The sequence below is a fragment of the Sphingomonas leidyi genome (assembly GCF_011761945.1).
Taxonomy (GTDB): Bacteria; Pseudomonadota; Alphaproteobacteria; order Sphingomonadales; family Sphingomonadaceae; genus Sphingomonas; species Sphingomonas leidyi.
Genome location: NZ_JAASQV010000002.1, coordinates 623,924 through 648,226, shown reverse-complemented (window position 1 = coordinate 648,226; position 24,303 = coordinate 623,924). Strand labels below are relative to the sequence as shown.

The 24,303-nt window shown below is 68.6% G+C and carries 28 protein-coding genes; 20 read left to right on the top strand and 8 right to left on the bottom strand.

Annotation, left to right across the window (positions count from 1 at the left end):
- Position 1 precedes the first annotated feature (1 nt).
- Together FHR20_RS12875 and FHR20_RS12870 are read right to left on the bottom strand one after the other, a co-directional pair.
- Positions 2-925 (bottom strand): ABC transporter ATP-binding protein, encoded by a 924-nt coding sequence (locus tag FHR20_RS12875; RefSeq protein WP_167300011.1) that lies wholly within the window; start codon positions 923-925, stop codon positions 2-4.
- A 48-nt stretch (positions 926-973) separates the two neighbouring features.
- Complete coding sequence (locus FHR20_RS12870) at positions 974-2,068, bottom strand: sensor histidine kinase (protein WP_167300010.1); 1,095 nt, start codon at positions 2,066-2,068, stop codon at positions 974-976.
- A 98-nt stretch (positions 2,069-2,166) separates the two neighbouring features.
- Between FHR20_RS12870 and FHR20_RS12865 the strand changes: the two genes are divergently transcribed.
- Positions 2,167-2,400 (top strand): zinc-finger domain-containing protein, encoded by a 234-nt coding sequence (locus tag FHR20_RS12865; protein WP_086127833.1) that lies wholly within the window; start codon positions 2,167-2,169, stop codon positions 2,398-2,400.
- Here FHR20_RS12865 and FHR20_RS12860 read toward each other — a convergent pair.
- Positions 2,397-3,467: a sensor histidine kinase gene (locus FHR20_RS12860; RefSeq protein WP_167300009.1), complete on the bottom strand. Its 1,071-nt coding sequence runs from the start codon at positions 3,465-3,467 to the stop codon at positions 2,397-2,399. The two genes, FHR20_RS12865 and FHR20_RS12860, sit on opposite strands and share 4 nt — an antisense overlap.
- Positions 3,468-3,548: 81 nt before the next feature.
- Between FHR20_RS12860 and tldD the strand changes: the two genes are divergently transcribed.
- The 3 genes from tldD to FHR20_RS12845 are packed head-to-tail and all read left to right on the top strand — an operon-like array spanning position 3,549 to position 6,419.
- The gene (gene tldD, locus FHR20_RS12855; protein ID WP_167300510.1) at positions 3,549-4,970 is read left to right on the top strand and encodes a metalloprotease TldD; all 1,422 of its coding nucleotides are present in this window, start codon (positions 3,549-3,551) and stop codon (positions 4,968-4,970) included.
- Positions 4,967-5,470 carry a CPBP family glutamic-type intramembrane protease gene (locus tag FHR20_RS22865; protein WP_167300008.1) on the top strand — a complete coding sequence of 168 codons (504 nt, stop codon included), beginning with the start codon at positions 4,967-4,969 and terminating at the stop codon, positions 5,468-5,470. The genes tldD and FHR20_RS22865 overlap by 4 nt, the downstream gene beginning before the upstream one ends.
- Before the next feature lie 10 nt (positions 5,471-5,480).
- Positions 5,481-6,419: a DUF5996 family protein gene (locus FHR20_RS12845; RefSeq protein WP_167300007.1), complete on the top strand. Its 939-nt coding sequence runs from the start codon at positions 5,481-5,483 to the stop codon at positions 6,417-6,419.
- A 4-nt stretch (positions 6,420-6,423) separates the two neighbouring features.
- Here the strand turns inward: FHR20_RS12845 and FHR20_RS12840 are convergent, their stop codons facing one another.
- Together FHR20_RS12840 and FHR20_RS12835 are read right to left on the bottom strand one after the other, a co-directional pair.
- The gene (locus FHR20_RS12840) at positions 6,424-6,720 is read right to left on the bottom strand and encodes a CcdB family protein (RefSeq protein ID WP_167300006.1); all 297 of its coding nucleotides are present in this window, start codon (positions 6,718-6,720) and stop codon (positions 6,424-6,426) included.
- Complete coding sequence (locus FHR20_RS12835) at positions 6,720-6,926, bottom strand: type II toxin-antitoxin system CcdA family antitoxin (protein ID WP_341786443.1); 207 nt, start codon at positions 6,924-6,926, stop codon at positions 6,720-6,722. Before FHR20_RS12835 ends, FHR20_RS12840 begins: the two co-directional genes overlap by 1 nt.
- 87 nt (positions 6,927-7,013) lie before the next feature.
- Here FHR20_RS12835 and FHR20_RS12830 point away from each other — a divergent pair, with 87 nt between their 5' ends.
- Positions 7,014-7,214: a putative signal transducing protein gene (locus tag FHR20_RS12830; protein WP_167300004.1), complete on the top strand. Its 201-nt coding sequence runs from the start codon at positions 7,014-7,016 to the stop codon at positions 7,212-7,214.
- A gap of 1 nt (position 7,215) precedes the next feature.
- On the opposite strand, the gene FHR20_RS12825 is transcribed toward FHR20_RS12830, so the two are convergent.
- Together FHR20_RS12825 and FHR20_RS12820 are read right to left on the bottom strand one after the other, a co-directional pair.
- Positions 7,216-7,707, bottom strand: coding sequence for a hypothetical protein (locus FHR20_RS12825; protein ID WP_167300003.1), 492 nt, complete (start codon positions 7,705-7,707; stop codon positions 7,216-7,218).
- Positions 7,708-7,836: 129 nt separating this feature from the next.
- Positions 7,837-8,367 (bottom strand): TetR/AcrR family transcriptional regulator, encoded by a 531-nt coding sequence (locus FHR20_RS12820; protein ID WP_167300002.1) that lies wholly within the window; start codon positions 8,365-8,367, stop codon positions 7,837-7,839.
- Between the two features lie 129 nt (positions 8,368-8,496).
- Between FHR20_RS12820 and FHR20_RS12815 the strand changes: the two genes are divergently transcribed.
- The 7 genes from FHR20_RS12815 to FHR20_RS12790 all read left to right on the top strand — a co-directional run bounded on the left by FHR20_RS12815 (position 8,497) and on the right by FHR20_RS12790 (position 16,325).
- On the top strand, positions 8,497-9,111 hold the full coding sequence (locus FHR20_RS12815; RefSeq protein ID WP_167300001.1) for a glutathione binding-like protein: 615 nt from the start codon (positions 8,497-8,499) through the stop codon (positions 9,109-9,111).
- A 122-nt stretch (positions 9,112-9,233) separates the two neighbouring features.
- Positions 9,234-10,397 carry a lycopene beta-cyclase CrtY gene (crtY, locus tag FHR20_RS22860; RefSeq protein ID WP_243857308.1) on the top strand — a complete coding sequence of 388 codons (1,164 nt, stop codon included), beginning with the start codon at positions 9,234-9,236 and terminating at the stop codon, positions 10,395-10,397.
- Positions 10,394-11,872, top strand: a complete 1,479-nt coding sequence (locus FHR20_RS12810) for a phytoene desaturase (protein ID WP_286712389.1) — start codon at positions 10,394-10,396, stop codon at positions 11,870-11,872. The genes crtY and FHR20_RS12810 overlap by 4 nt, the downstream gene beginning before the upstream one ends.
- A gap of 64 nt (positions 11,873-11,936) precedes the next feature.
- Complete coding sequence (locus FHR20_RS12805) at positions 11,937-12,518, top strand: LOG family protein (RefSeq protein ID WP_167299999.1); 582 nt, start codon at positions 11,937-11,939, stop codon at positions 12,516-12,518.
- Positions 12,515-13,528: a squalene/phytoene synthase family protein gene (locus FHR20_RS12800; RefSeq protein ID WP_167299998.1), complete on the top strand. Its 1,014-nt coding sequence runs from the start codon at positions 12,515-12,517 to the stop codon at positions 13,526-13,528. The genes FHR20_RS12805 and FHR20_RS12800 overlap by 4 nt, the downstream gene beginning before the upstream one ends.
- Before the next feature lie 44 nt (positions 13,529-13,572).
- Complete coding sequence (locus FHR20_RS12795; RefSeq protein ID WP_243857307.1) at positions 13,573-15,399, top strand: ABCB family ABC transporter ATP-binding protein/permease; 1,827 nt, start codon at positions 13,573-13,575, stop codon at positions 15,397-15,399.
- An 8-nt stretch (positions 15,400-15,407) separates the two neighbouring features.
- Positions 15,408-16,325 carry an alpha/beta fold hydrolase gene (locus tag FHR20_RS12790; protein ID WP_243857306.1) on the top strand — a complete coding sequence of 306 codons (918 nt, stop codon included), beginning with the start codon at positions 15,408-15,410 and terminating at the stop codon, positions 16,323-16,325.
- On the opposite strand, the gene FHR20_RS12785 is transcribed toward FHR20_RS12790, so the two are convergent.
- Complete coding sequence (locus tag FHR20_RS12785; RefSeq protein WP_167299996.1) at positions 16,322-17,782, bottom strand: helicase HerA domain-containing protein; 1,461 nt, start codon at positions 17,780-17,782, stop codon at positions 16,322-16,324. The genes FHR20_RS12790 and FHR20_RS12785 overlap by 4 nt on opposite strands.
- Before the next feature lie 146 nt (positions 17,783-17,928).
- Here FHR20_RS12785 and FHR20_RS12780 point away from each other — a divergent pair, with 146 nt between their 5' ends.
- The 8 genes from FHR20_RS12780 to FHR20_RS12745 all read left to right on the top strand — a co-directional run bounded on the left by FHR20_RS12780 (position 17,929) and on the right by FHR20_RS12745 (position 24,279).
- On the top strand, positions 17,929-18,459 hold the full coding sequence (locus FHR20_RS12780; protein WP_167299995.1) for a hypothetical protein: 531 nt from the start codon (positions 17,929-17,931) through the stop codon (positions 18,457-18,459).
- Positions 18,460-18,497: 38 nt separating this feature from the next.
- Complete coding sequence (recQ, locus tag FHR20_RS12775) at positions 18,498-20,267, top strand: DNA helicase RecQ (RefSeq protein WP_167299994.1); 1,770 nt, start codon at positions 18,498-18,500, stop codon at positions 20,265-20,267.
- Positions 20,264-20,752 (top strand): hypothetical protein, encoded by a 489-nt coding sequence (locus FHR20_RS12770; RefSeq protein ID WP_167299993.1) that lies wholly within the window; start codon positions 20,264-20,266, stop codon positions 20,750-20,752. Before recQ ends, FHR20_RS12770 begins: the two co-directional genes overlap by 4 nt.
- Positions 20,749-21,183, top strand: a complete 435-nt coding sequence (locus FHR20_RS12765; RefSeq protein ID WP_167299992.1) for a protein tyrosine phosphatase family protein — start codon at positions 20,749-20,751, stop codon at positions 21,181-21,183. Before FHR20_RS12770 ends, FHR20_RS12765 begins: the two co-directional genes overlap by 4 nt.
- Entirely contained in the window at positions 21,180-21,539 is a 360-nt protein-coding gene (locus FHR20_RS12760) for a hypothetical protein (protein ID WP_341786442.1), read from the top strand. Before FHR20_RS12765 ends, FHR20_RS12760 begins: the two co-directional genes overlap by 4 nt.
- A 66-nt stretch (positions 21,540-21,605) precedes the next feature.
- On the top strand, positions 21,606-22,577 hold the full coding sequence (locus tag FHR20_RS12755) for a sterol desaturase family protein (RefSeq protein ID WP_167299991.1): 972 nt from the start codon (positions 21,606-21,608) through the stop codon (positions 22,575-22,577).
- Positions 22,511-24,088, top strand: a complete 1,578-nt coding sequence (locus FHR20_RS12750; protein WP_167299990.1) for a GMC family oxidoreductase — start codon at positions 22,511-22,513, stop codon at positions 24,086-24,088. The genes FHR20_RS12755 and FHR20_RS12750 overlap by 67 nt, the downstream gene beginning before the upstream one ends.
- Entirely contained in the window at positions 24,088-24,279 is a 192-nt protein-coding gene (locus FHR20_RS12745; RefSeq protein WP_167299989.1) for a hypothetical protein, read from the top strand. The genes FHR20_RS12750 and FHR20_RS12745 overlap by 1 nt, the downstream gene beginning before the upstream one ends.
- Positions 24,280-24,303: the final 24 nt, after the last annotated feature.

Below are 24,303 nucleotides of genomic sequence, written 5' to 3'. Positions count from 1 at the left end.
GTCAGCCGTTCGCCGCCCGGGTGAGGTTGAGGAACACGTCCTCCAGGTCCGCCTCGCGCGTCGAGACGTCGACGATGCCCAGGCCGGCGCCCTGCACCGCGCCCAGCACCTCGCCGGCATTGGCCTGGTCCTTGCGATAGGTGATGACCAGCGTGCGCGCGCCCTTCATCTCCACCTTCTGGAAGCAGGGATTGGCCGGCGGCGTCGCCACGTCGCGGTCGACGGTCACCTCGACCACCTTCTCCTGCGCCATCCCCACCAGTTCGCGCGTCGGCTTGTTGGCGATCAGCCTGCCATGGTTGATGATCGCGATCCGGTCGCACAATTGCTCGGCTTCCTCGAGATAATGGGTGGTCAGCACCACCGTCACTCCGCGCTGGTTGAGCTGGCGGACATAGGCCCAGAGCTGCTGGCGCAGCTCGACGTCCACGCCCGCGGTCGGCTCGTCGAGCACCAGCACCGGCGGCGAATGCACCATCGCCTTGGCCACCATCAGCCGGCGCTTCATGCCGCCCGACAGCGTGCGCGAATAGGCATCGGCCTTGTCCTCCAGATGGACCGCGCGCAGCAGCCCCATCGCATCGAACCGGTCCCTGGCCACGCCGTAGAGCCCGGCCTGGATCTCCAGCGTCTCCTTGGGCGTGAAGAAGGGATCGAAGATGATCTCCTGGTTGACGATGCCGATGCTGGCCTTGGCGTTGCGCGGATGCGCGTCGATGTCGAAACCCCAGATCGAGACCTTGCCGCCGGTCTTGTTGACCAGCCCCGCCAGGATGTTGATCAGCGTCGACTTGCCCGCGCCGTTCGGGCCGAGCAGCCCGAAGATCTGCCCGCGCGGCACGTCGAACGTCACCCCGTCGAGCGCGCGCTTGCCGCCCTGATAGGTCTTGGAGAGGTCCTGGATCGCGATGGCAGCCTGAGTCATGCGCTCGCGCATATCGCGTTGCGGCGGCCGGGCAAAGGCCCGGCGGCGTCAGGCGGCGTCGCGCAGCCCGACGGCCGGGGGAATGGGCAGCCGGATCGTCGCCCGATAGCCCTGGTCGATCGGCCCCCCTTCGAGCGAGGCGGCATCGGCATAGACCATCTCGAGCCGCGTGCGCGTGTTGGCCAGGCCGATGCCATGGCCGTCGCGCCGGTCCTGGGGGGCGTTCTCTCCCTCCCAGCGATTCTCCACCGTCAGCACGAGCATGTCGTCCTCGCGGCGGGCGCGTATCGCGATTTCGCTCTTGCCCGACACCGTCTCGACCCCGTGCTTGATCGCATTCTCCACCAGGGGCTGGAGCAGGAAGCTCGGCACCGGCGCGGCACCGAGCCCGGCGGCAACGTCCATGATGATTTCCAGCCGCTCGCCGAAGCGGGCGCCTTCGATCTCGAGATAGCGCTCCACCGTTTCCAGCTCCTCGGCAAGCGGCAGGCTCTGGGTCTCGATGTCCATCGACGCCTGGAGGAAGTTGGCGAGCCCCTCGGTCATCTGGTTCGCCTCGCTGGTGCGCCCGGTCACGATCAGGCTGGAGACGACGTTGAGCGAATTGCACAGGAAATGGGGGTTGAGCTGGAGCCGCAGCATCGTGAGCTCGGTCTCCAGCTGCACCACCCTGGCCTCGGCCAGTTCGCGCTCGCGCAGCCGGATCTCGCGAATGGTTCCGGTGATGACGAACAGCGACAGGTTGCAGGCGTCGATCATCATGTAGATCATGTTGACGACGAGCAGCGCCTGGCTGGAATGATCGGGAATGCGCGTCGGCAGGAATTCGTGAATCGCGAACTGCCCGCCATAATCCGCCGCGGTCTGTAGCGTGGCGGTAAGGAACAGCCCCGCCACTCCCAGCGGAATCACGAGCACCAGCCGCTTGCCGACCGCCCATCGCAGCATCGCATACGGCAGCACGGTCAGCAGGATCGAGCTGGCCGTTCCCCAGATCAGGGCCATCAGCTCGCCCAGGCCCGCCACCTGACCCGTGAGAAACTGGCCCGGCATGATCACCGAACATACCGCCCCCCACATCACGGCCGTGAGCTGGGCCGCCTGTTTCGGGGTGGGCGGCACGATGTCGAACCGGTTGGTCATGGCGTGGCAGGATACTGACACACGGCGCCGATAGGCAAGCTGCACGGAATCTCGCGCACGCGTTGCGAGACGCGACCGCGCTTGCTATCGGCAGATTCATGACCGCGCCCCTGCCCGAGACCATCCGCACCGCTTCCGCCCGCGTCGCCTGTGACGGCACCGGCCCCGGCTTGCCCGCTGCCCTGGGCCATCCGCGCGTGTTCCTGCAGATCGACGAGCATGGCTATGTCGATTGCGGTTATTGCGATCGCCGCTTCGTGCTGATCGGCGGCCCGGCCGACGGCGCCGACCAGAGCCGGCTGCCCGATCATCCGGCCGGCGCGAGCATCTAGCCTCCCGCCAGCTTCAGCGGCAGCCGCACCGCCGCCCGGAATCCGCCCGCGACGGCACCGGTTTCCAGTGACGCCTCGCCGGCGAACAGCATCTCCAGCCGCGCCCGCGTATTGGCCAGGCCGATGCCCCGGCCGGGCCGAGACGGCGCCGTGGCCGGTGCCGCCGATCGGTTCTCCACCGTCAGCACCAGCTGTGTGCCCGCCCGGGCCGCCGCGATGCGAAGGCTGGCCGCGCCGGGGCTCGCCTCGACGCCGTGCTTGATCGCATTCTCCACCAGGGGCTGGAGCAGGAAGCCCGGAACCAGCGCGGTGCCCAGCGCACCCGGGGCATCGGTCGCCACCGTCAGCCGTTCGCCGAAGCGCGCCCGTTCCAGATCGAGATAGCATTCGATCAGCTCCAGTTCGCGCGCCAGCGGCACTTCGGAGCCGTCCAGGTCCATCGCCGCGTGGAGGAACTCGGCCAGGCCTTCCGCCAGCCGGCTGGCCTCGTCCGCCCGGCCGAGCGCGATCAGCCCCGAAAAGGCGTTGAGCGAATTGTACAGGAAGTGCGGGTTGAGCTGGAGCCGCAACAGCGTGAGTTCGGCGCGGAGCCGCGCGATCTCGGCGCGGGCAAGTTCGCGCTCGCGGCTGCGGATTCGCTGGAGCACGCCGGTCACCACGAAGACGGCGCCGGCACAGGCATAGATCAGGAAATAGATGATCCGGACGATCAGCGTCTCTTCGGGCGAATGCGTGGAAAGGCGGGTGGGGAGCAGGCGGTGGACGAACGCCTGGATGCCGAAATCGCTCGCGGTCTGGATCACCGCCGCGCCCGCCAGCGCGGTCAGGCCGATCGCCGCACCCAGCCAGAGCGGCTTCCCGTTGCTGGCGGAGAGGCCGAGATAGACGGTCACGGTCAGCGCCGCGCCGGAGAGCATCACGCCGGTCTGCGCCACCCATTCGGCGCCGCGGAGCTGGTCGGCGGCGGCCAGGCTCGGCAGCAATATCGCCGCGATGCCGATCCACAGGATCGCGCCGAGCCGGATAGCCTGGCGTGGCGGGGGAATCTGGAAGTCGAGCCTGGGCATGCGCATCCGGAGCTGGGAATCGTGGCAGATACCGTCGCAAAGCCATATGGCGTCCGTCGGCGGCGCGCCTATATCTGGGGCATGTACAGCGATCCACGCAACTTCCTCTATCGCGACGGCTTCGATCCCGAGGCCGCGGCGAAGCTCACTGCCGAGGCGCTTCGCAGCGCGGAGGATGGCGAGCTCTATCTCCAGTATCGCAAGACCGAGGCGTTCGGCTTCGACGACGGCCGGCTGAAGACCGCTTCGTTCGACACGCAATCGGGCTTCGGCCTGCGCGCCGTATCGGGCGAGACGACGGCGTTCGCCCATGCCAACGAGATTTCGCCCGCGGCGATTCGCCGCGCGGCCGAGACGATGGCGCTGATCGATCCGGCGAAACGCGGCAAGGCGCCGCCGCCCCAGGGGAACAACCGCCACCTCTATACCCATGCCGATCCGCTCGACCTGGTACCCTTCGCCGACAAGGTGAACCTGTGCCAGTCGATCGACGCCGCCGCGCGCGCCCGCGATCCGCGCGTGGCGCAGGTCTCGGTCGGGCTCACCGGCTCGTGGAGCGTGGTCGAGATCGTCCGGCCGGACGGCTTCGTCGCCACTGATGTCCGCCCGCTGGTCCGCCTCAACGTGTCGATCGTGGTCGAGCAGAACGGCCGCCGCGAGACCGGCAGCTTCGGCCTGGGCGGCCGGACCCTCTACGACAATCTCTTCCGGCCGGAGACGTGGAACCGCGCGATCGACGAGGCGCTGGCCCAGGCACTCGTCAATCTCGATGCAGTGGATGCCCCTGCGGGCGACATGACCGTGCTGTGCGGTCCGGGCTGGCCCGGCGTGCTGCTCCACGAAGCGGTGGGCCATGGGCTCGAGGGCGATTTCAACCGCAAGGGCACTTCGGCCTTTTCGGGCCGGATCGGCGAGCGGGTCGCGGCGCCGGGCGTTACCGTGGTCGATGACGGTTCGATCACGGACCGCCGCGGATCGCTGTCGATCGACGATGAAGGCACGCCCACGCGCGAGACCGTCCTGATCGAGGACGGCATCCTCAAGGGCTATATGCAGGACCGGCTCAATGCCCGGCTGATGGGCGTCGATCCCACCGGCAATGGTCGCCGCGAATCCTTCCAGCATGCGCCGATGCCGCGCATGACCAATACCTTCATGAAGGGTGGCCAGGACGATCCCGCCGAGCTCCTGAGCCGCGTGAAGAAGGGCATCTACGCCAAGTCCTTCGGCGGCGGGCAGGTCGACATCGTCTCGGGCAAGTTCGTCTTCTCCTGCACCGAGGCGTACAAGATCGAGGACGGCAAGCTGGGTGCCCCGATCAAGGGCGCGACGCTGATCGGCGACGGCCCGTCGGTGCTCACCCGCGTCACCGGCATCGGCAACGACTTCGCGCTCGACGAAGGCGTCGGCATGTGCGGCAAGGGCGGGCAGAGCGTGCCGGCCGGCGTCGGCCAGCCGACCCTGCTGGTCGAGGGGTTGACGGTGGGCGGCACCGCGGCGTGAGCCGGGTCGGGCGCCGTCTCCGCGCGGCGCTCGGCACCTGGCCGGACGCGCACGGCTGGCGGCGGGTCGGGTTCGAACTCCTCTGGGGCTTGCCCCTTGTCGCGCTGCTCGCCTTCGCGGCCGGGCTCGCGCGGTTCGATCCGATGGCGTTCGGCCCGCAATGGCTGGCATTGTTCTTCGGCCTGATGCTGGTGCCGGCGCTAGGCGAGGAACTGGCGTTCCGCGCGCTGCTCGTCCCGCCGCCCGGTCGCCCCTTCGCGCCGTGGCAATGGGCAATCGCGGTCGGCGCGTTCATCCTCTGGCATCCGCTTCAGGCGCTCATTTTCGGCCCGCCCTGGTCGGCGATCTTCCTGGCGCCCGGTTTCCTGGCCATCGTGGCGGTGCTCGGTAGCTTGCTGGTCCGTCTCTATCGAGCGACCGGGAGCATCTGGCCGTGCGTCCTGGTCCATTGGTCGGTGGTGGCCGGGTGGAAGCTGTTGTTCGCCGGCCCGATCGGATAGGATCGGGGGCATGACCCAGGCGTTGCCCCGACTCGACTGGTCCGGCTGGCGCGAGACCGCGCAGCATCTGCACCTGATCACCCAGATGATCGGCAAGATCCGTCTCGCGCGGACGCCCTGGCTCAACCATGGCTGGCACGTCGCGCTCTATCCGACGGCGCGGGGCCTCACCACCGGCCCGATCCCCTGTCCGGAGGCGACGCTCCAGCTCGATCTCGATCTGCAGGCCGGCGAGCTGCTGCTCGCCACCGATGGCGGGAGCGAGGCCGGCCTGCCGCTCGGCCCGGGCAGCATCGCCGATTTCCACGCGGCGCTGGCCGGCGCGCTTGCCGCGCTCGGCACGCCGGTGACGTTCAACGGGGTGCCGAGCGAGATACCGGAAGCCGTCCCGTTCGCGCAGGACGGGGCGCACCGGCCCTGGGACGGCGAGGCGGTGCGCGATTTCCACCGCGCGCTGCTGTGGATCGATCGCGGCTTCCAGCAATTCCGCACCGGCTTTCTCGGCAAGGCGAGCCCGGTGCATTTCTTCTGGGGCAGCTTCGATCTTGCGGTGACTCGCTTCTCCGGGCGGACGGCGCCGTTGCATCCCGGGGGCATTCCGGGGCTTCCCGATGCCGTGACTTGCGAAGCCTATAGCCATGAGGAAGCGAGCGCCGGCTTCTGGCCCGGCAGCGATGCGTTCCCGAAGCCGGCCTTCTACGCCTATGGCTATCCCGCGCCCGCCGGCTATGGGGAGGCGAAGCTCCCGGCACCCGCTTATTACGACACCGGTCTCGGCGAATGGCTGCTCGACTATGACGCGGTGCGCGCGGCGGACGATCCCAGGGCGCTGCTGCTGGACTTCCTCCAGGCGAGCTATGATGCCGTCGCCGATCTCGGCCATTGGGACCGCGCCCATCTCGAATGCGTGCCGGGCGTCCCCCGCCGCCCGCGCGCGGTCCAGCGATGAGGATTCAGAAGCCCGAGATCAGCATGTCGAGGGCGCTGGCCACGGAAAACTCCTGATCGGCGACCGATGCGATGCAATGGCCGAGCGCGCCGACGGGAATCGCGGAAGCGAAATGGGTGAGCATCAGCATTTCGCTTCCCGCAACGTCGAGCAACGGCGTCAGCCCGCGATCGACTTGGACGGCGTCGTCGGGGCGGACCAGCGGCGCGACGAAACGTGTGTTGAGATGGCGCAGCAGGTCGCTCTGACAGTCGAGCAGCATCGATCCATCGATCGAACGATAGACGTCGAATTTCGCCATCAGAACATGCGGTATTTGGCAAGGGGCAGGCCATGCTCCGCAACCCAGGCGTTGTTGGCGTCGATGGCTTCCTTGCTTTCTTCCTGCCATCGCCGGATCCGTTCCTTCTTGCTGGCATCCCGCAATGCCGCCTCGCAAATCTGCGACAGGTTCAGCCCAGCCTCTCGCGCCGCCGCGACCACGCCGGTATCGAGCGAGAGATTCACTGCTTTGCGCTTGCCCGAAGAAAGGGAATCCGGTTTCATGCGCAGAAATTATGCGCATGGTTCTTGCGCGTCAACATGGAGGGAATCATGGCCCTGGTCGAACTCGGCCGCTACGACAGGCAGGAGGCTTTCATCGTCCAGGGGCGGCTGGAGGACGAGGAGATCCCCAGCTTCGTGTTCGACGCCGGGACCAGCATCGCCGATGGCTCGTACCTGCTGATCCCGGTGCGCGTGATGGTGGACGACGAGGACCTGGCGCGGGCGCGCGCGATCCTCGACGCCGTTTAGTTCAGGTCACGATCTTGACGGGGACCGTCGCGATCGCCTTCTTGCCGCAGAGGATCACGACCTCCTTGTATTTCGGCAGCGCGTTCTTGATCTCGGCCTTCACTTCCGCCGTCGTCACGACCTGCGGAGCCGGTCCGGTCGGCGCAAATGCGACGAAGTCGAAATACTGGGTCGGCGGCAGGTTCTTGGTGGTCGCGCCCCGGTTGAGCATCAGTTTCCAGCCGCCCGTCGAAGTGGTTGCCTGTCCGGCCACATGAAGCGTCGGAGTCTTGTGCGGTCCGGGCATCTTGTCGAGCCACGCTTTCCAGCCGGTCGTCTTGACCTTCTCGCAAGCATTGACCGGTGCGGTCGCGACCTTCGTCGATGTGCCCGAGACGTTCGCCGCGGCGGCATTCGATGCCGCTTGGCCGGTGGCGAGTGTCGCAATGACGGCCAGGCAAGGCCAGGCTATACGCTGCATGTTCCATTCTCCCCATGAGTCGTGGTCGGGCAATGCTGCGCTAGTTCGACTAGAAGTCAAACGGGTTCGCCGCCGAAATGGACATGCAGTGCAAGTCGCTGGATTGAAGCTTGATAACAAAGCTATTTGGCATCGTCGCCGAAATGCCCGCGAAGTATTTGTTCAGGCAAGGAGCAGTGCGGTTGCTTTCTTCGCGATGGCGATCAGTTCGGCGCGCGGGGTGCCGGCGCGGGCGCGGGTGCTCAGCGAATGGATCACCGAGGAAGCGATCTGCGCGTCGCCGCGCGGATCGGCGGTGCCAGCCTGTTCCATCAGCTTCTCGATCCACCCGTCCTGCAATTGCATGAAGTCGGCCAGCGCCGCGCGGATATCGGCATCGGCCACTGCCTCGGCCGCCGCGGTGTTCACCGCGATGCAGCCCGAAGGGCCGTACTCGCCGGTCAGAAAGCCCTCGATCGCGCCGAGGAACAGCGCCTTGAGCATCTTCTCCGGCGGATAGTGAACATCGTGGAGCGCGGCGAAGGTCGAATCGATGATGGCGTGCGTGCGCGCGAGGCCGGCAAGGTACAGCGCCTTCTTGTCTCCGAACGTCGCATAGAGGCTCGGCCGGTTCACGCCCGTCGCCGCGGCCAGCTCGTCGAGCGAGGTATTGGCATAGCCGAGCGTGCGGAAGCGCTGGAGCGCGGCGCGCAACGCCGCCTCCCGGTCGAACTTGCGCGGCCGTCCCCGCCCGCGCGGCGCTATTTTTGTATCGTTTCGCATTAAATTCCTTGACGCCCCGATTTTTGTGCGGGATCGTACAAAAATCAAGGGAGACTCGTCATGAAGCTCTATTTCACGCCTTTCGCCTGCTCGCTCGCCGCGCGCATCGCGCTCGAGGAAGCCGGGCTCGATGCCGAATATGTTCAGGTGCCCCGGGATCTGCGCCTGCCCGACGGACGCGATTTCACCGAGATATCGCCAATGGGCTATGTCCCCGCGATCGAGACCGGCACCGGCTTCGTCCTCACCGAGGGGCCGGCGGTCCTCACCTATATCGCCGAGCTGGCGCCGGAGGGTTCGCTCAGCTTCACCGGCTTTTCCGACGCGCATTACCGGATGCTCGCCTGGCTGAACTTCGTCAGCACCGAACTGCACAAGGCGGTGTTCATGCCGATCCTCGGCAAGGGTTATGGCGCGGCCGAGCAGGATGCCGCCCGGGCCCGCCATGCCCGGCCCTTCGCCGTGCTGTCGAAGCATCTCGAGGGCCGGGAGTATCTCGACGATCGCTTCACCGTCGCCGACGCCTATCTGCTCGCGGTGCTCAACTGGTGCGAATATTCGAAGGTGCCGATCGCCGAATGGCCGGTCCTGGCCGCCTATCGCGAACGCATCCGCGCCCGTCCGGCGGTGGCACGCGCGATGGCTGCCGAATGGCCCCTGCTCGAGGCCGCCTGACTCCTCTCCCGGGCTCCGGGCGTGGCCGCATCGCGGTCGTTCCCGCCACACCTGCCCCTTCCGCACGCGCGGAAGGGGCATTTTTGTTGGAATCGCGCGAATCGCTGGGTTAGGCCTGTGTCATGCCCGCAACGATCAACTGCGACGTGGCGATTGTCGGCGGGGGTCTTGCCGGCGGGCTGATCGCGCTCGCGCTGCGCCGCAAGCGCCCGGATTGCGATGTGCGCATCGTCGAGGGCGGGGGGCGGATCGGCGGCAATCATCTCTGGTCCTTCTTCGCTACCGATGTCGCGCCGGCCGACCGCTGGCTCACCGCGCCGCTGATCGGCCATGGCTGGACGAGCTACGACGTCGCCTTTCCGGCGATCTCGCGGACCCTGCGCACCGGCTATTATTCGATCGAATCGCGCCGGCTCGACCAGGTCGTCCGCGCCGAGCTGCCCGCGCATGCGGTGATGACCCGGCGCAAGGTGCTTGCCGCCAGCCCCACCGCGGTCGTCCTTTCCGACGGCGACCGGATCGAGGCGAAAGGCGTGATCGATTGCCGCGGCCCCGCCGATCTCGCGGCGCTGCACTGCGGGTGGCAGAAATTCCACGGCCGCGAGCTGGCGCTGGCCGAGGCGCACGGCCTGGCGCGGCCGAAGCTGATGGACGCCACGGTCGAGCAGCTCGACGGCTATCGCTTCGTCTATGCGCTGCCGTTCAGCCCCACCTGCGCGTTCGTCGAGGACACCTATTACAGCGATACGCCGGATTTCGACGCCGCGCTGCTCGGCGCGCGGATCGCCGCCTATGCCGATGCGCAGGGCTGGCAGGTCGACCATGTCGTGCGCGAGGAGAGCGGGGCGCTGCCCGTGGTGATGGGGGGCGACTTCGAAGCCTATTGGCAGGCGGGCGGCAACAAGGTCGCCAAGGCGGGCGGGCGGGCGGGCCTGTTCCATCCGCTCACCAGCTATGCGCTGCCGGATGCGGTGCGTACCGCCACGCTCGTCGCCGCGGCGAGCGATCTGGGCGGTGCGGCGCTGCATCGGCTGCTGCACGATTTCGCCCGATCGACATGGCGCCGCCGCCATTTCTACCGCATGCTCGCCGCCATGTTGTTCAAGGCCGCCGAACCTGCGGAGCGCTACCGCATCCTCCAGCGCTTCTACCGGCTCGATCCACAGCTGATCGGGCGTTTCTATGCGGGGCATTCCACCCTGTTCGATCGCCTGCGCCTGGTCTCCGGCAAGCCGCCGGTGCCGGTCGGCCGCGCGGTCTCGGCGATCCGGGAGTCGTTCCGGTGAAGCGGGCCGTGGTGGTCGGCGCGGGGATCGGCGGGCTGGCGCTTGCGATCCGGTTGCAGTCGGCGGGCGTCGAGACGGTGGTGCTGGAGGCGCGCGACAAGCCGGGCGGGCGCGCCTATTTCTGGGAAAGGGACGGCTTCACCTTCGACGCCGGACCCACCGTGATCACCGCTCCCGAGGCGCTGCGCGAGCTCTGGCAGCTTTCCGGGCACGACATGGCCGCCGATGTGAAGTTGAAGCCGGTCACGCCCTTCTATCGCCTGTCCTGGCCCGATGGCACGCGCTTCGACTATTCGAACGACGATCACCAGCTCGCCGCCGAGATCGCGCGGCTGGAGCCGCAGGACGTCGCCGGCTATGGCCGCTTCCTCGAATATGCCGCCGGCGTGTACGAGGAAGGCTATGTGAGGCTCGGCCATGTCGCGTTCCAGGACGTCATGTCGATGGTCCGCGCCGCGCCTGCGCTCGCCAAGTACGGCGCATGGCGTTCCGTCTATGCCAAGGTGGCGAGCTTCATCCGCAACGAGAAGCTGCGCCAGGCCTTTTCCTTCCACACGCTGCTGGTCGGCGGAAATCCGATGACGGCGAGCGCGATCTATGCGCTGATCCACCAGCTCGAGCGCCAGAGCGGGGTCTGGTGGGCGGAGGGAGGCACCAACCGGCTCGTCGCCGGGATGGTCCGCCATTTCCAGCGGCTGGGCGGCACGCTGCGGCTTGGCGATCCGGTGACCGGCATCGACACCCTGGGCGATCTCGTGACCGGGGTGCGCACGGCGAGCGGCCGCGAGCTGCAGGTCGATGCGCTCGCCTGCAATGCGGACGTGGTCCACAGCTATCGCGACCTGCTGAAGGGCTCGCGCTCCAGCCAGCGCGCGGCGCAGGCACTGGTGCGCAAGCGCTTCTCGCCGTCGCTGTTCCTCGTGCATTTCGGCGTGCGCGGGACCTTTCCCGATATCGCGCACCATTCGGTGCTGTTCGGCCCCCGCTATCAGGGCCTGCTCGCCGACATCTTCGATCACGGCGTGCTGAGCGAGGATTTCTCGCTCTATCTCCATCACCCGAGCGCGAGCGATCCCATGATGGCACCCGCCGGCCATGCGACCTTCTATGCGCTGGTCCCGGTGCCGCATCTCGGCAAGTTCCCGGCGGACTGGAGCGAAATCGCTCCGATCCTGGAGGAACGCATCCTCGCCGAGATCCAGCGGCGACTGATCCCGGATCTCAAGGATCGGATCGTGACGAAGTTCAGCTATGCGCCGCCGGACTTCCGCGACGATCTCGGCGCGCATCTGGGTTCGGCCTTCAGCCTCGAGCCGATCCTCACCCAGAGCGCCTGGTTCCGCACCCACAATCGCGACGATGCGATCCACAACCTGTTCTTCGTCGGCGCCGGCACGCATCCCGGCGCCGGCATTCCCGGCGTGGTCGGCAGCGCGAAGGCGACCGCGGCGTTGATGCTGGGGGACGGCAAGTGAGCGGCTTGCCCCGGCGCGCATTCTGGCCGAAGGCGGGTCGGATCATGGCTATCGGGAAGATCAAATGAAGCGCGTCGCAGTGTATTGCGGTTCGGCCACGCCGGCCGACCCCGTCTATATCGAGGCCGCGCGCCATGTCGGCCGCACGCTGGCACAGCGCGATATCGGCATCGTCTATGGCGGCGGCCGGCTCGGCCTGATGGGCGCGGTCGCCGATGCGGCGCTGGAGGCCGGCGGCGAAGTGATCGGCGTGATCCCCGAGCTGCTGGTCAATGCCGAAGTCGCGCATCGCGGCTGCACCGAGCTCCACGTCGTCGCCACCATGCACGAGCGCAAGGCGCGCTTCACCGACATCGCCGACGGTTTCATCAACTTGCCGGGCGGCACGGGCACGATGGACGAGCTGTGGGAAGCGCTCAGCTGGGCCCAGCTCGGCTATCACACCGATCCCGTGGGCCTGCTCAACATCGCCGGCTATTATGACAAGCTTGTCGAGTTCTGGCAGCATATGGGCAGCGTCGGCTTCGTCCGCCCGCAGCACCAGAACATGCTGATCGTCGACAGCACGCTCGAGGGGCTGCTCGACAAGATGGTCGGGGCCAAGCCCGTCGAGACGATCGTCCAGATGCGGCGCGGCGATCTGTGAGATCCCCGCTTCCTGCGCGTGCCGCGATCATCGCGACCGCGCAGGAAGCGATTGCGCGGGGCTCGAGGAGCTTCGCCGCCGCCAGCCGGCTGTTCGAGCGCGAGACGCGCGAGCGGGCCTGGCTGCTCTATGCCTGGTGCCGCGCCTGCGACGACCTTGCCGACGGGCAGGATCATGGCGGCGAGGCGCGAGCGGCGGATGCCCGGGCCGGCCTGGCGCGCATCCGGCTGCTGACCGACGCGGCGCTCGCGGGGGAGCGGGTGGGCGATCCCGCCTTCGATGCGCTGCGCATCGTCGCTGCCGAGGCGAACCTGCCGCACCGATTTGTCCGGGATGTGGTCGAGGGCTTCGCGCTCGATGCGGCGGGGTGGATGCCGCGGCACGAGGACGACCTGTATCGTTATGCCTATCACGTCGCCGGCGCTGTCGGCTGCCTGATGGCGGTGCTCATGGGCGTCTCGCCGGAGGATGAAGCGACGCTCGACCGCGCCTGCGACCTCGGCATCGCCTTCCAGCTCGCCAATATCGCGCGCGATGTCGAGGCGGACGACCGGATGGGGCGCTGCTATCTGCCCCGGGACTGGCTGACCGAAATGGACATCCCGCCCGGGCAGCACCTGCAGCCGCGCTTTCGCCCGCGCCTCGCCATTCTCGCCGGCCGGCTCACGCGGAGCGCGGCGGATCATGCCGAGAGCGCCCGGGGCGGCACGCCGGCGCTCGGCTTTCGCTCGGCCTGGGCGGTGCTCGCTGCCGCCGGCATCTATGGCGATATCGCGAAGAAGGTCGCCGAGCGCGGCGAGCATGCATGGGATCGCCGCGCCGCCACCTCCGGCTTCGAGAAGATCGGCTGGATCGCCCGGGCCTGGTGGCAGGCGCTGCGCCGGCGGAATTTCCATCCTGCGGCCCCGCGCGATCCAGCGCTCTGGACGCGCCCCCGCCAGCCCGGGCCGGGGCCCGCCGGCGACTCCCCGCGGGCCGGTCCATCACGCTTCCCTGTCCGGGGCCCGTAGCCAACCGTTGCATCCCGGCGCCGAGCGTCCCAGATTTGGCGGCGATGGCTTCCAATCCCGATGCACCCGCCGGCGAGCGCCCGATGCTCGCGACGCTGCGGCGTTTCCTCCCCTATCTGTGGCCCAAGGATGCGCCGGGGTTGCGCGTGCGCATCGTCGTCGCGCTCGGCCTGGTGGTCCTGTCCAAGCTGGTCCAGGTCTATGGCGCGCCCTTCGCGCTGCAGGGCGCGATCGATCGGATGGCGGGCGGGTCGCGCGATGCGGTGTGGCTCGTCGTGGCGCTGGTCGCCGGCTATGCCGCTGCGCGCTTCGGCACCGTCCTCTTCGACAATCTGCGCAACGCCGTGTTCGAGAAGGTAGGGCAGGACGCCACCCGCCGCCTGGCGGCCGATGTGTTCCGCCACCTCCACCAGCTTTCGCTGCGCTTCCATCTCGAGCGCCGCACCGGCGCGATCACCAAGGTGGTCGAACGCGGCACCAAGAGCATCGATACGATGCTCTATTTCCTGCTGTTCAACATTGCCCCGACGATTCTCGAGCTCGCGCTCGTCCTGGGCATCTTCTGGACGCGCTACGGGGCGTGGCTGGTTGCCGGCACCCTGGCGATGGTGGTGCTCTACATCGCCTTCACGCGCTGGGTAACCGACTGGCGCTCCAAGCTGCGCGAGAAGATGAACGACCTCGATACCGGTGCCGTCGCGCACGCGGTCGATTCGCTGCTCAATTTCGAGACGGTGAAATATTTCAACGCCGAGGCACGCGAGGCGCGGCGCTACGAGAATGCCGTCACTGCCTATGCCCGCGCGGCGACCACCAGCGAGAACAGCCTTGCCTGGCTCAACATCGGCCAGGCGCTGATCACCAACTTCATGCTCGGCGCGGGCATGGCGCTGGTGGTGTTCGGCTGGAGCAGCGGCAAGTTCACCGCGGGCGACGTCGTGCTGGTCTCGACGCTGCTGTCGCAGCTGTTCCGCCCGCTCGACATGCTCGGCTGGGTCTATCGCACCATCCGCCAGGGGGTGATCGACATGGGGAGCATGTTCGACCTGCTCGACGCGCATGCCGAGGTTCGCGATGCGCCGAACGCCGCGACGCTCGTCGTCACTCGCGGCCATGTCCGTTTCGAGGACGTGCATTTCGGCTATGACCCTGACCGCGAGATATTGAAGGGCATCGATCTCGACATTCCGGCCGGCGCCACCGTCGCGGTGGTCGGCCCCTCGGGTGCGGGCAAGTCGACGCTGGCGCGGCTGATGTACCGCTTCTACGACGTCACCGGCGGCCGCATCACCATCGACGATTGGGACATACGCGACGTGACCCAGGCGTCGCTGCGCGGCAGCATCGGCATCGTCCCGCAGGACACGGTGCTGTTCAACGACACGATCGGCTACAACATCGCCTATGGCCGAGAAGGCGCGAGCGACGACGAGATCGCAGCGGCGGCGCGGGGGGCGGCGATCGCCGGCTTCATCCAGTCGCTGCCCGCGGGTTTCGATACCCGGGTCGGCGAGCGCGGGCTCAAGCTTTCGGGCGGCGAGAAGCAGCGCGTCGCCATCGCGCGGACGCTGGTCAAGGATCCGCCGATCCTGATCCTCGACGAAGCCACGAGCGCGCTCGACAGCCGGACCGAGGCGGACATCCAGGCGACGCTGGAGGCGATCGAGCATGGCCGCACGACCATCGTCATTGCCCATCGGCTCTCGACGGTGGTGCATGCCGACCGGATCATCGTGCTGGAGGCCGGCCGCGTCGCCGAGCAGGGCACGCACGCCCGGCTCTTGCGCAAGAACGGTCTCTATGCCGAGATGTGGGCGCGGCAGGCGCAGGAGCGCGCGGCCGAGGGCGGAGAGGAAGTCCCCGCCGAATAGGAGGGATGATGCTCTGGTTCCTGGTGGCGCTGGCAGTGGTGGTCGGCGCGCTCGTCCTCTGGTCGGCCTATGTCTCGCGCGGCGTCGAGCGCTGGGTGCCGATGGACGGCAGGCACGTCGAGGTGCCGGGCGCGCGGATCCATTATGTCGAGACGGGCCCTGCCGATGCACCCGCCATCGTGATGATCCACGGCATCATGAGCCAGCTGCGCGTCTTCACCTATGCGCTGGCCGGCCGGCTGGCCGCGGACCGCCGCGTGATCGTGATGGACCGCCCCGGCTGGGGCTATTCCACGCTCACCGGGTCGCGGCTCGACATTCCGGGCCAGGCCGATGCCGTCGCTGCCGCGATCCGGGCGCTGGAGCTGGAGAAGCCCCTCCTCGTGGGCCATTCGATGGGCGGCGCGGTGAGCCTGGCGCTGGCGCTGCGGCACCCCGATGCGGTGCGCGGCCTCGGGTTGATCGCGCCCTATACGCAGCCGATCGATGTGCCGCCGGCGCCACTCGCCGGGCTGCAGGTGCCGGCCTTGCTTCGCCCGCTGATCGCCTGGACGATCGCGGTGCCGCTCTCGATGCGCACCGGCAAGGCGAAGACGGCCGCGGTCTTCGCGCCCGATCCGGTCCCCGGGGATTTCGCGATTCGGGCCGGCGGCGCGCTCGCCATCCGGCCGCGCAGCTTCCAGATGGGCTGTTACGAGATCGAGATGGGGCCCGCCGCGATGCAGGCCCAGGCGCCGCGCTATGGCGAGATCGCGGTGCCGGTTTCGATCCTCTACGGCCGGCAGGATGCGCTGCTCGATCCCGAGCTGCATGGCGGCAGGACCGCCGGCGCCGTGCGGAACGGCAACGTCGAATATCTCGATGGCGGCCATATGCTGCCGGTGACGCATGTCGACGCCACCGAGGCCTGGCTGCGCAGGCTCTAGCCGCCGATCTCCGCCGGCTGGGTGGTCCAGCCGAGCCGCGGTATCGTGATCGAGCGCTTGCCCGAAAGGTCCGTGCGGGTCACGAACAGCTCGCGGCTCTCGATATATTGCAGCAGCCGGCGCACGCGGCCGAGCGAGCTGGTGCCATAGGTGGCGGCGATCTCGGTGTCGCTCGGACAGGGTGCCCCTTCGCGTGCCGCGCGGGCGACGAGCAGGAACGGGCCCAGCATGTCGTCGGGCAAGGCGCGTGCCGCGTCCAGCGCCTGGGCCCAATCCGCGTCCGGATCGCCATGGATGCCGGCGCGCGCAGCCGAGAGCCGGCGGACGAAGGCGGAAAGATCGAGCGGCGGCCGGGCGAGGCCGACCATCCGGCAGCGCACCAGGAAATCCTGATAGAGCACGGAAGGCGAGCGATAGGCGCTCTCCGTATCGGTGACGATGTCGCGCAGCACCTCGGCGATCTTGGCGGCGGCTTCCTCGGGATCGACGTCGGGGATTTCCTCGCGCGCGGGCGCCGAACGGGCAAGCGCTTCGAGCAGCCGGTCCGAGGCGAGCTGGGGCGCCTGCACCGGCGCCGGCGGGGCAGGGGGCGTCCATTCGGGCTCGGCGGGGGCGAGCAGCAAGTCCTTCAGTTCCGCCGAGGGTGCCTCGGGCAGCGGAGTCAGCTTGGGGCTGCCGCTGCGCGCGCTGGTCTCCACCGCGCCGATCTGCACCGAGATCGGCCGGCGCGACACGGCGGGGCCGAGCGCGAGGAAATGGCCGCGCGCGAGATCGCGGATCGCCTCGGCCTGGCGGCGCTCCATGCCGAGCAGATCGGCGGCGCGCGCCATGTCGATGTCGAGGAAGGTGCGGCCCATCAGGAAATTGGAAGCCTCGGCCGCCACGTTCTTGGCCAGCTTGGCAAGGCGCTGGGTGGCGATCACGCCCGCCAGGCCGCGCTTGCGCCCGCGGCACATCAGGTTGGTCATCGCCGAGAGCGAGGCGCGGCGCACCTCCTCCGCCACTTCGCCGCCTCCCGAAGGCGCGAACAGCTGGGCCTCGTCCACCACCACCAGCGCCGGATACCAATGGTCGCGCGGCGCATCGAACAGCGCATTCAGGAAAGCGGCGGCGCATTTCATCTGCCCCTCGGCTTCCAGCCCCTCCAGGCTGAGCACCACCGAAGCCCTGTGCTCCCGAATCCGCGTGGCGAAGCGCGCGATCTCGCGTTCCGAATAGTCGGCCGCCTCGATGGCGATATGGCCGTATTTGTCGCCGAGCGTGACGAAGTCGCCCTCGGGGTCGATCACCACTTGCTGGACATGGCCGGCGCTCCGCTCGAGCAGCCGGCGCAGCAGGTGCGACTTGCCCGACCCCGAATTGCCCTGGACGAGCAATCGCGTCGCCAGCAGCTCTTCGAGATCCATGGCGACGGCATCACCCTTGCCGTCCATCCCCATGTCCACGCGCACCGTCATCGCCGGATGCTTTGGCCGATGGCGGTGGCGGGGGGAAGCTCGGTTCGCCGAAAAGCTGTGGGCGGTATGCGTTCGCGGCGCCGGGCCGCGCTTGCCGTGTCGCGCCGCTTCGCGGATAGTCGCCGGGCGACGGGGAGGCGATGGACATGCGAACACGGGCTTCGGGGGCGTTCATCGCCGCATTGCTGCTGCCGGCGACCGCGCAGGCCCAGGCGGTGAAGCTCGCGCCCGGCGAGGAAGCCGCCTTTTCGCTCGACGGGCGGGCGCCCGGCGAGGTCCGGCGGGCACCCGCCACGCCGACGCCGTTCGAGGTCGCGGTCGGCCGCGAGTTCGCGGGCCTGACGCCGCCCAAGGCGCCTGTGCCCGAAGCGGCGCCGCTGCCGAACGATGCCGGCCTCCCGCCCATGCCGGTGCCGGATCCCGGCAAGCTCCGCTTCCGTTTCCTGCTGGTGCCGGGCGCCGGCCATGCGCTGCTGATCGTTCACAACGGCTATCGGCAGGCGCTGCTCTATCGCGCGCGGATCTGGGCGAAGGGCGGCAACGGGCCGACCGATGTGTGCCTGGTGATGCCCGGCAAGCCCGGGATCGAGCATTGGCCCTATGCGATTGCCGCCATCGAGGTCAGCGCCTTCGAACTGGTCGACTGGAAGCCCGAGGACGGCGTTCCCTGCAAATAGCCTCGACTTCGCCGGTCGTCCCCCGCTAACCGGGCGCGATGGCTCCCGCGATCGAAACCCTTCGCCGCGTCTTCGGCTTCGACAGTTTTCGCGGCGTCCAGGCGGATGTGGTGGATCGTGTCCTGGCCGGCCGGCGCACCCTTGCGGTGATGCCTACCGGGGCGGGCAAGTCGCTCACCTATCAGCTGCCCGCGGTGATGCTCGAGGGCACCTGCGTCGTCGTATCGCCGCTGATCGCGCTGATGCACGACCAGCTGCGCGCCGCCGAAGCGGTCGGCATCCGCGCCGCCACGCTCACTTCGGTGGACGAGAATCGCGCCGAGACGATCGAGCGCTTCCGCGCGGGCCAGCTCGACTTGCTCTATGTCGCGCCCGAGCGCGCCTCGGGCGAAGGCTTTCGCAACCTGCTGGGGCAGGCGAAGCTGTCGCTGTTCGCGATCGACGAGGCGCATTGCGTCTCCGAATGGGGGCATGACTTCCGCCCGGATTATCGCCTGCTCCGCCCGCTGCTCGATCGCTTTCCCGACGTGCCGCGCCTCGCGCTCACCGCCACCGCGGACGCGCATACCCGCGCCGACATCCTCGAGCAGCTCGGGCTGCCGCAGGAGGGGCTGATCGTCGCCGGCTTCGACCGGCCCAATATCCGTTACGCGATCACCCCGCGCGAGAACACGACCCGCCAGGTGATCGACCTGATCGCCGAGACGCCCGGCCCCGGCATCGTCTATGCCCAGACCCGCGCCGGCGTGGAGAAGCTGGCCGAGAAGCTCGCCGCCGAGACTGGCCGGCCGGTGCTGCCCTATCATGCCGGGCTCGATCCGGCGGTCCGCCGCCGCAACCAGGCGGCGTTCGTCGCGTCGGAGGAGATGGTGATCGTCGCCACCGTCGCCTTCGGTATGGGGATCGACAAGCCGGACGTGCGCTTCGTCGCCCATGCCGGCCTGCCCAAGTCGATCGAGGCCTATTATCAGGAGACGGGCCGCGCGGGCCGCGACGGCGATCCGGCAGTGGCACACCTCTTCTGGGGCGCCGACGATTTCGCCCGTGCGCGCCAGCGAATCGGCGAAGTCGAGCCCCAGCGCCAGCCCGGCGAGCGCGCCCGGCTGACGGCGCTTGGCGCGCTGGTCGAGACCGCGACCTGCCGGCGCCGCATCCTGCTCCGCCATTTCGGCGAGGAGCCGGCGGAGCAGTGCGGCAATTGCGACAATTGCCTGAGCCCGCCCGCCGCGATCGACGCCACGGTGACGGCGCAGAAATTCCTCTCGGCGGTGTTCCGCACCGGCATGATGTTCGGCACCGGCTATATCGAGAGCATCCTGCTGGGCCAGTCGAGCGAGCGCAGCCTGACGAACGGGCACGAGACTCTCTCCGTCTTCGGCATCGTCGACGGCGAGGAGGCGGCGCTGATCAAGCCGGTCGCCCGCGCCCTGCTGCTGCGCGACGCGCTGCGCGCCAACGATCATGGCGGGCTGGAATTCGGGCCCGAGGCGCGTTCGATTCTGAAAGGTGGCGCCACGGTGGCGCTGGTGCTTCCGCCCAAGCGCGAGCGCCGGCGGCGCGGCGGCAAGTCGGGCGCCCCCAATCCCGTCGGCAATCCGCTGTTCGAGGCGCTGCGGGCCAAGCGCCGCGAGATCGCCCAGGAGACCGGCCTGCCGCCCTATGTGATCTTTCACGATTCGGTGCTGCGCGACATGGCCATGCTCATGCCCGACAGTATCGCCGCGATGGGCAACATATCGGGCGTTGGCGCGCGCAAGCTCGATGCTTATGGTGACGCCTTTCTGCAAGTGATCCGCGAGACTGCATGAGGACGATCCTGCTCGCCACCCTGGTCCTGCTCGCCGCCTGCGCGCCGCAGCGCGCGCGGGTCCCGACCATGCCCGTGCCTTCGATCATCGCGATGGACCGCAACAGCTGGGGCCACCTGGTCTCGCGCTGGACGATCGACGGGGCGGGCAAGGGCACCTACACCCTGGCCGAGCCCGATGCGTACAAGCCCGAGCGGCTGGTGACGCGGCGCTTCTCCGCCGGCGGCGCCGGCTTCGCCGAGATCCGCGGGCTGCTCGCCCTGGGCGAGGCGCAGGCAGAGAGCGAGCTCGACTGCGGCGACCGCATCACCGATCAATTTTACGGAACGGTCCGCTGGGACGATGCCAGCCTGACCTATGACATGGGCTGCCAGAATCCCGCCACCGAGGAGGTGCTCAAGGGCATCACCGCGGCCGAGCGCCGGATCGCCGCCTGGGCCGCCAACCAGCCGATCACGGAAACCCGGAAAGTGGAGAATCAATGACCAGCCCGCGCCGCGTCGACGACAGCATCTCGGTCGCCCCCCAGATCGCGCCCGAGGACATCGCCCTCCTCGCCGAACAGGGCTTTTCCTATGTGATCAACAATCGCCCCGACGAAGAGGAGATGGGCCAGCCCGAGGGCGAGGCGATCCGCGCCGCCGCCGAGGCGGCCGGGCTCGGCTATGCCGCGATTCCGGTCACCCATGCCGGCTTCTCCTCCGCCCAGGTCGAGGCGATGGCCGCGGCGTTGGCGGAGGCCAAGGGGCCGGTGCTCGCCTATTGCCGCTCGGGCACGCGCTCGTGCAACCTCTGGGCGCTGGCCGAGGCGGCGCGCGGCGGCGATCCGGCCGAGATCACCGCCAAGGCAGCCCAGGCCGGCTATGACATATCGGGCATCCGTCCGTTGCTGGACCAGCTTTCCGGCCGGGCGTGAGCAAGCTCGCCATCTTCGGCGGCTCGATCGTCGCCGTGCTGGTGCTCGCGCTGCTTGCCCGGCTGCTCGGGCTCGGCGGCGCGCGCATCGGCAGCGCCGAGGAAGCGCGCGCGGCCGCCGAAGCGATGATCTCCGGCTTCGAGGGCGGCGCGGTGGCGCTCGGCAGCGACGGCAGGGCCGCGCTGGTGCACGGCGGCGCGGCCGATGCGGCGCTGCTCAAGGTCCATGGCGCGCGCATCGCGGCGCGGCACCTGCGGGCGCCGTTCGTCACCGCGCCGGCATCCGGGGGCCTTGCGATCGACAGCGGCGATGCGCGCTTCGGCACGGTGGTGCTCAAGGGCGTGACGGCGCTATGATCCGATGCGCGCGCCGATGCCGCAGCGCGGCGTGACTCGCTACTGACATTGCGGTAAGCAAGGCCGATGCCCGAGATGCCCCTGCTCTTCGATCCGGTGAACTATGCCATCCCCGGTTTCGTGGCGCTGATCGTCGTCGAGATGCTGATCGCCCGGACGCGCGACCGGCAGCGCTATTGCCCCCGCGACACGCTCACCTCGCTGTTGCTCGGCTTCGGCAGCACGGTATCCAGCGCGCTCACCGCCGGGCTGGTCTTCGCCATTTCGATGTGGGTCTACCAGTTCCGCTTCTTCACCATCGGCTTCGCCTGGTATTGGTTCCCGGTCGCCTTCGTGCTCGACGATCTCGCTTATTATTTCGCGCACCGCACCGGGCACCGCGTCCGCTGGTTCTGGGCGAGCCACGTCATCCACCATTCCAGCCAGCACTATAATCTGTCGACCGCGCTGCGGCAGACCTGGACCGGCTTTGTCAGCCTGAGCTTCCTGTTCCGCCTGCCGCTGTTCCTGATCGGCTTCCATCCGCTGATGATCTTCTTCTGCGCCGGGCTGAACCTGATCTACCAGTTCTGGATCCATACCGAGACGATCGGCCGGATGCCGCGCTGGTTCGAGGCGGTGATGAACACCCCGTCGCACCACCGCGTGCATCACGCCACCAATCCGCGCTATCTCGACAGGAACTATGCCGGCGTCTTCATCGTCTGGGACAGGCTGCTCGGCACGTTCGAGGCGGAGCGCGACGACGAGCGGCCGCGCTACGGCATCGTCAAGGATCTTGGCAGCTTCAACCTGTTCTGGGCCGCCTTCCACGAATGGGTGGGCATCGCGAAGGACGTGTGGGCCGCGCCGGACCTGAAGTCCCGAATCCTGTACATGATCGCGCCGCCGGGCTGGAGCCATGACGGCAGCCGCGATACATCCGAGACCATCAAGGCGCGCTGGGAGGCGCGAGAGCAGCGGGGGATCGCGTGGAAGCAGCCGACATCGTCGTCATCGGTGGAGGATCGGGCGGGAGCGCCGTCGCAGGCCGCCTGAGCGAAGGCGGCAAGTACAGCGTCGCGGTGCTGGAGGCCGGTGGCCGCAACACCGGCATCAAGACGCGCATGCCCGGCATGCTGCCGTTCCAGGGGCCGGCGACCAACTGGGCGTTCGAGACGGTGCCGCAGCGCGGGCTGAACGGCCGGCGCGGCTATCAGCCCCGGGGCAAGGGGCTGGGCGGGTCGAGCGCGATCAACGCGATGCTCTATGTCCGCGGCCATGCCAGGGACTATGACGAGTGGCGCGATCTCGGCTGCCCCGGCTGGGGCTGGGACGAGATGCTTCCCTGGTTCCGCCGCTCCGAACGCAATGTCCGCGGCGCCGATGCCTTCCACGGCGACAGCGGCCCGCTCTGGGTGAGCGACCAGCTCTATGCCCATGGCGGCAGCGAGGCGTTCGTCGAGGCCGCGGGCGCGCTGCAGATCCCGCGCAACGACGATTTCAACGGCGCGCACCAGTCGGGCGCCGGCCTCTATCAGGTGACGCAGCGCAGCGGCGAGCGCTGGACCGCCGCGCGCGCCTATCTCGAGCGTCGCGAGAGCCTAGAGATCATCACCGAGGCCAGCGTGGAGCGCGTGCTGTTCGAGGACGGCCGGGTCTGGGGCGTCGCCTATCAGCGCGACGGCGTGGCCCGCGAGATCCGGGCGCGCCGGGCGGTGGTGCTCGCCGCCGGCGCCTTCCAGACGCCGCAGCTGCTGATGCTCTCCGGCATCGGCCCGGGCGAGCATCTGCGCGAGATGGGTCTGTCGGTGCGGATCGACCGGCCGGCGGTGGGCGGCAATCTCCAGGACCATCTCGACTATGTCGCCGCGTTCGAGACGCCGGGCAGCTATTTCCTCGGCCGCTCGGGCATGGGCACGTTGAAGTCGCTGGGATCGATGGCGCGCTGGATGCTCACGCGCAAGGGCGGCATGACGAGCCCCTATGCCGAGGCCGGCGCCTTTCTCCGCAGCGATCCGGCGCTGGCGCGGCCCGACATCCAGCTCCATTTCCTGATCGCGATCGTCGAGGATCATGGCCGTACGCCGGTGCAGGGGCACGGCTTCAGCTGCCATGCCTGCGTGCTGCGGCCCGAGAGCCGCGGCACCGTTCGCCTCCAATCGCTCGACCCGCGCGTGGCGCCGCTGATCGATCCCGATTTCCTCGGCGACCCGCGCGACCTGGAACGGCTCAAGCAGGGCGTGCGGATGATGTACCGCATCCTCGAGGCGCCGCAGCTGGCCCAGTATAAGGGCCGCGACCGCTATCCGATCGACCTGGCCGACGATGCCGCGCTCGAGCGGCTGATCCGCGCGCGGGCGGACACGATCTACCACCCCGTCGGCACCGCCCGCATGGGCTCGGACGAAGGCGCGGTGGTGACGCCGCGGCTCAAGCTGCGCGGGGTGGAGGGGCTCTACATCGCCGATGCCTCGATCATGCCGCGCCTGATCGGCGGCAACACCAACGCGCCGACCATCGTGATCGGCGAGCGCTGCGCCCGGTTCATCGAGGAGGATCTGGGCTGATGGAGCCGTCGGAGCGGCTCTTCTGGACCGTGCTCCTCATGGCCGTCTTCTGCGCAGGACAGGCGATCCGCGATGTGCGCCGTCGCAACTATCCCATGGCAGTGCTGGCCACGCTCTGCATGTTGCTTGTCCTCTCGACGCCGATCGGTTCGTTCACCGCCAGGATCGAATTGCCGCGAAACAGCCGGTAAAAAAGGGCCGATGGTCGAGACCAC

Excerpts from the sequence above, each read along its gene's own strand:
- FHR20_RS12875 (WP_167300011.1), bottom strand. The coding sequence starts at position 925 with ATGACTCAGGCTGCCATCGCGATCCAGGACCTCTCCAAGACCTATCAG.
- FHR20_RS12870 (WP_167300010.1), bottom strand. The coding sequence starts at position 2,068 with ATGACCAACCGGTTCGACATCGTGCCGCCCACCCCGAAACAGGCGGCC.
- FHR20_RS12865 (WP_086127833.1), top strand. The coding sequence starts at position 2,167 with ATGACCGCGCCCCTGCCCGAGACCATCCGCACCGCTTCCGCCCGCGTC.
- FHR20_RS12860 (WP_167300009.1), bottom strand. The coding sequence starts at position 3,467 with ATGCCCAGGCTCGACTTCCAGATTCCCCCGCCACGCCAGGCTATCCGG.
- tldD (WP_167300510.1), top strand. The coding sequence starts at position 3,549 with ATGTACAGCGATCCACGCAACTTCCTCTATCGCGACGGCTTCGATCCC.
- FHR20_RS12845 (WP_167300007.1), top strand. The coding sequence starts at position 5,481 with ATGACCCAGGCGTTGCCCCGACTCGACTGGTCCGGCTGGCGCGAGACC.
- FHR20_RS12840 (WP_167300006.1), bottom strand. The coding sequence starts at position 6,720 with ATGGCGAAATTCGACGTCTATCGTTCGATCGATGGATCGATGCTGCTC.
- FHR20_RS12830 (WP_167300004.1), top strand. The coding sequence starts at position 7,014 with ATGGCCCTGGTCGAACTCGGCCGCTACGACAGGCAGGAGGCTTTCATC.
- FHR20_RS12815 (WP_167300001.1), top strand. The coding sequence starts at position 8,497 with ATGAAGCTCTATTTCACGCCTTTCGCCTGCTCGCTCGCCGCGCGCATC.
- crtY (WP_243857308.1), top strand. The coding sequence starts at position 9,234 with ATGCCCGCAACGATCAACTGCGACGTGGCGATTGTCGGCGGGGGTCTT.
- FHR20_RS12805 (WP_167299999.1), top strand. The coding sequence starts at position 11,937 with ATGAAGCGCGTCGCAGTGTATTGCGGTTCGGCCACGCCGGCCGACCCC.
- FHR20_RS12795 (WP_243857307.1), top strand. The coding sequence starts at position 13,573 with ATGGCTTCCAATCCCGATGCACCCGCCGGCGAGCGCCCGATGCTCGCG.
- FHR20_RS12790 (WP_243857306.1), top strand. The coding sequence starts at position 15,408 with ATGCTCTGGTTCCTGGTGGCGCTGGCAGTGGTGGTCGGCGCGCTCGTC.
- FHR20_RS12785 (WP_167299996.1), bottom strand. The coding sequence starts at position 17,782 with ATGACGGTGCGCGTGGACATGGGGATGGACGGCAAGGGTGATGCCGTC.
- FHR20_RS12780 (WP_167299995.1), top strand. The coding sequence starts at position 17,929 with ATGCGAACACGGGCTTCGGGGGCGTTCATCGCCGCATTGCTGCTGCCG.
- recQ (WP_167299994.1), top strand. The coding sequence starts at position 18,498 with ATGGCTCCCGCGATCGAAACCCTTCGCCGCGTCTTCGGCTTCGACAGT.
- FHR20_RS12770 (WP_167299993.1), top strand. The coding sequence starts at position 20,264 with ATGAGGACGATCCTGCTCGCCACCCTGGTCCTGCTCGCCGCCTGCGCG.
- FHR20_RS12765 (WP_167299992.1), top strand. The coding sequence starts at position 20,749 with ATGACCAGCCCGCGCCGCGTCGACGACAGCATCTCGGTCGCCCCCCAG.
- FHR20_RS12755 (WP_167299991.1), top strand. The coding sequence starts at position 21,606 with ATGCCCGAGATGCCCCTGCTCTTCGATCCGGTGAACTATGCCATCCCC.
- FHR20_RS12745 (WP_167299989.1), top strand. The coding sequence starts at position 24,088 with ATGGAGCCGTCGGAGCGGCTCTTCTGGACCGTGCTCCTCATGGCCGTC.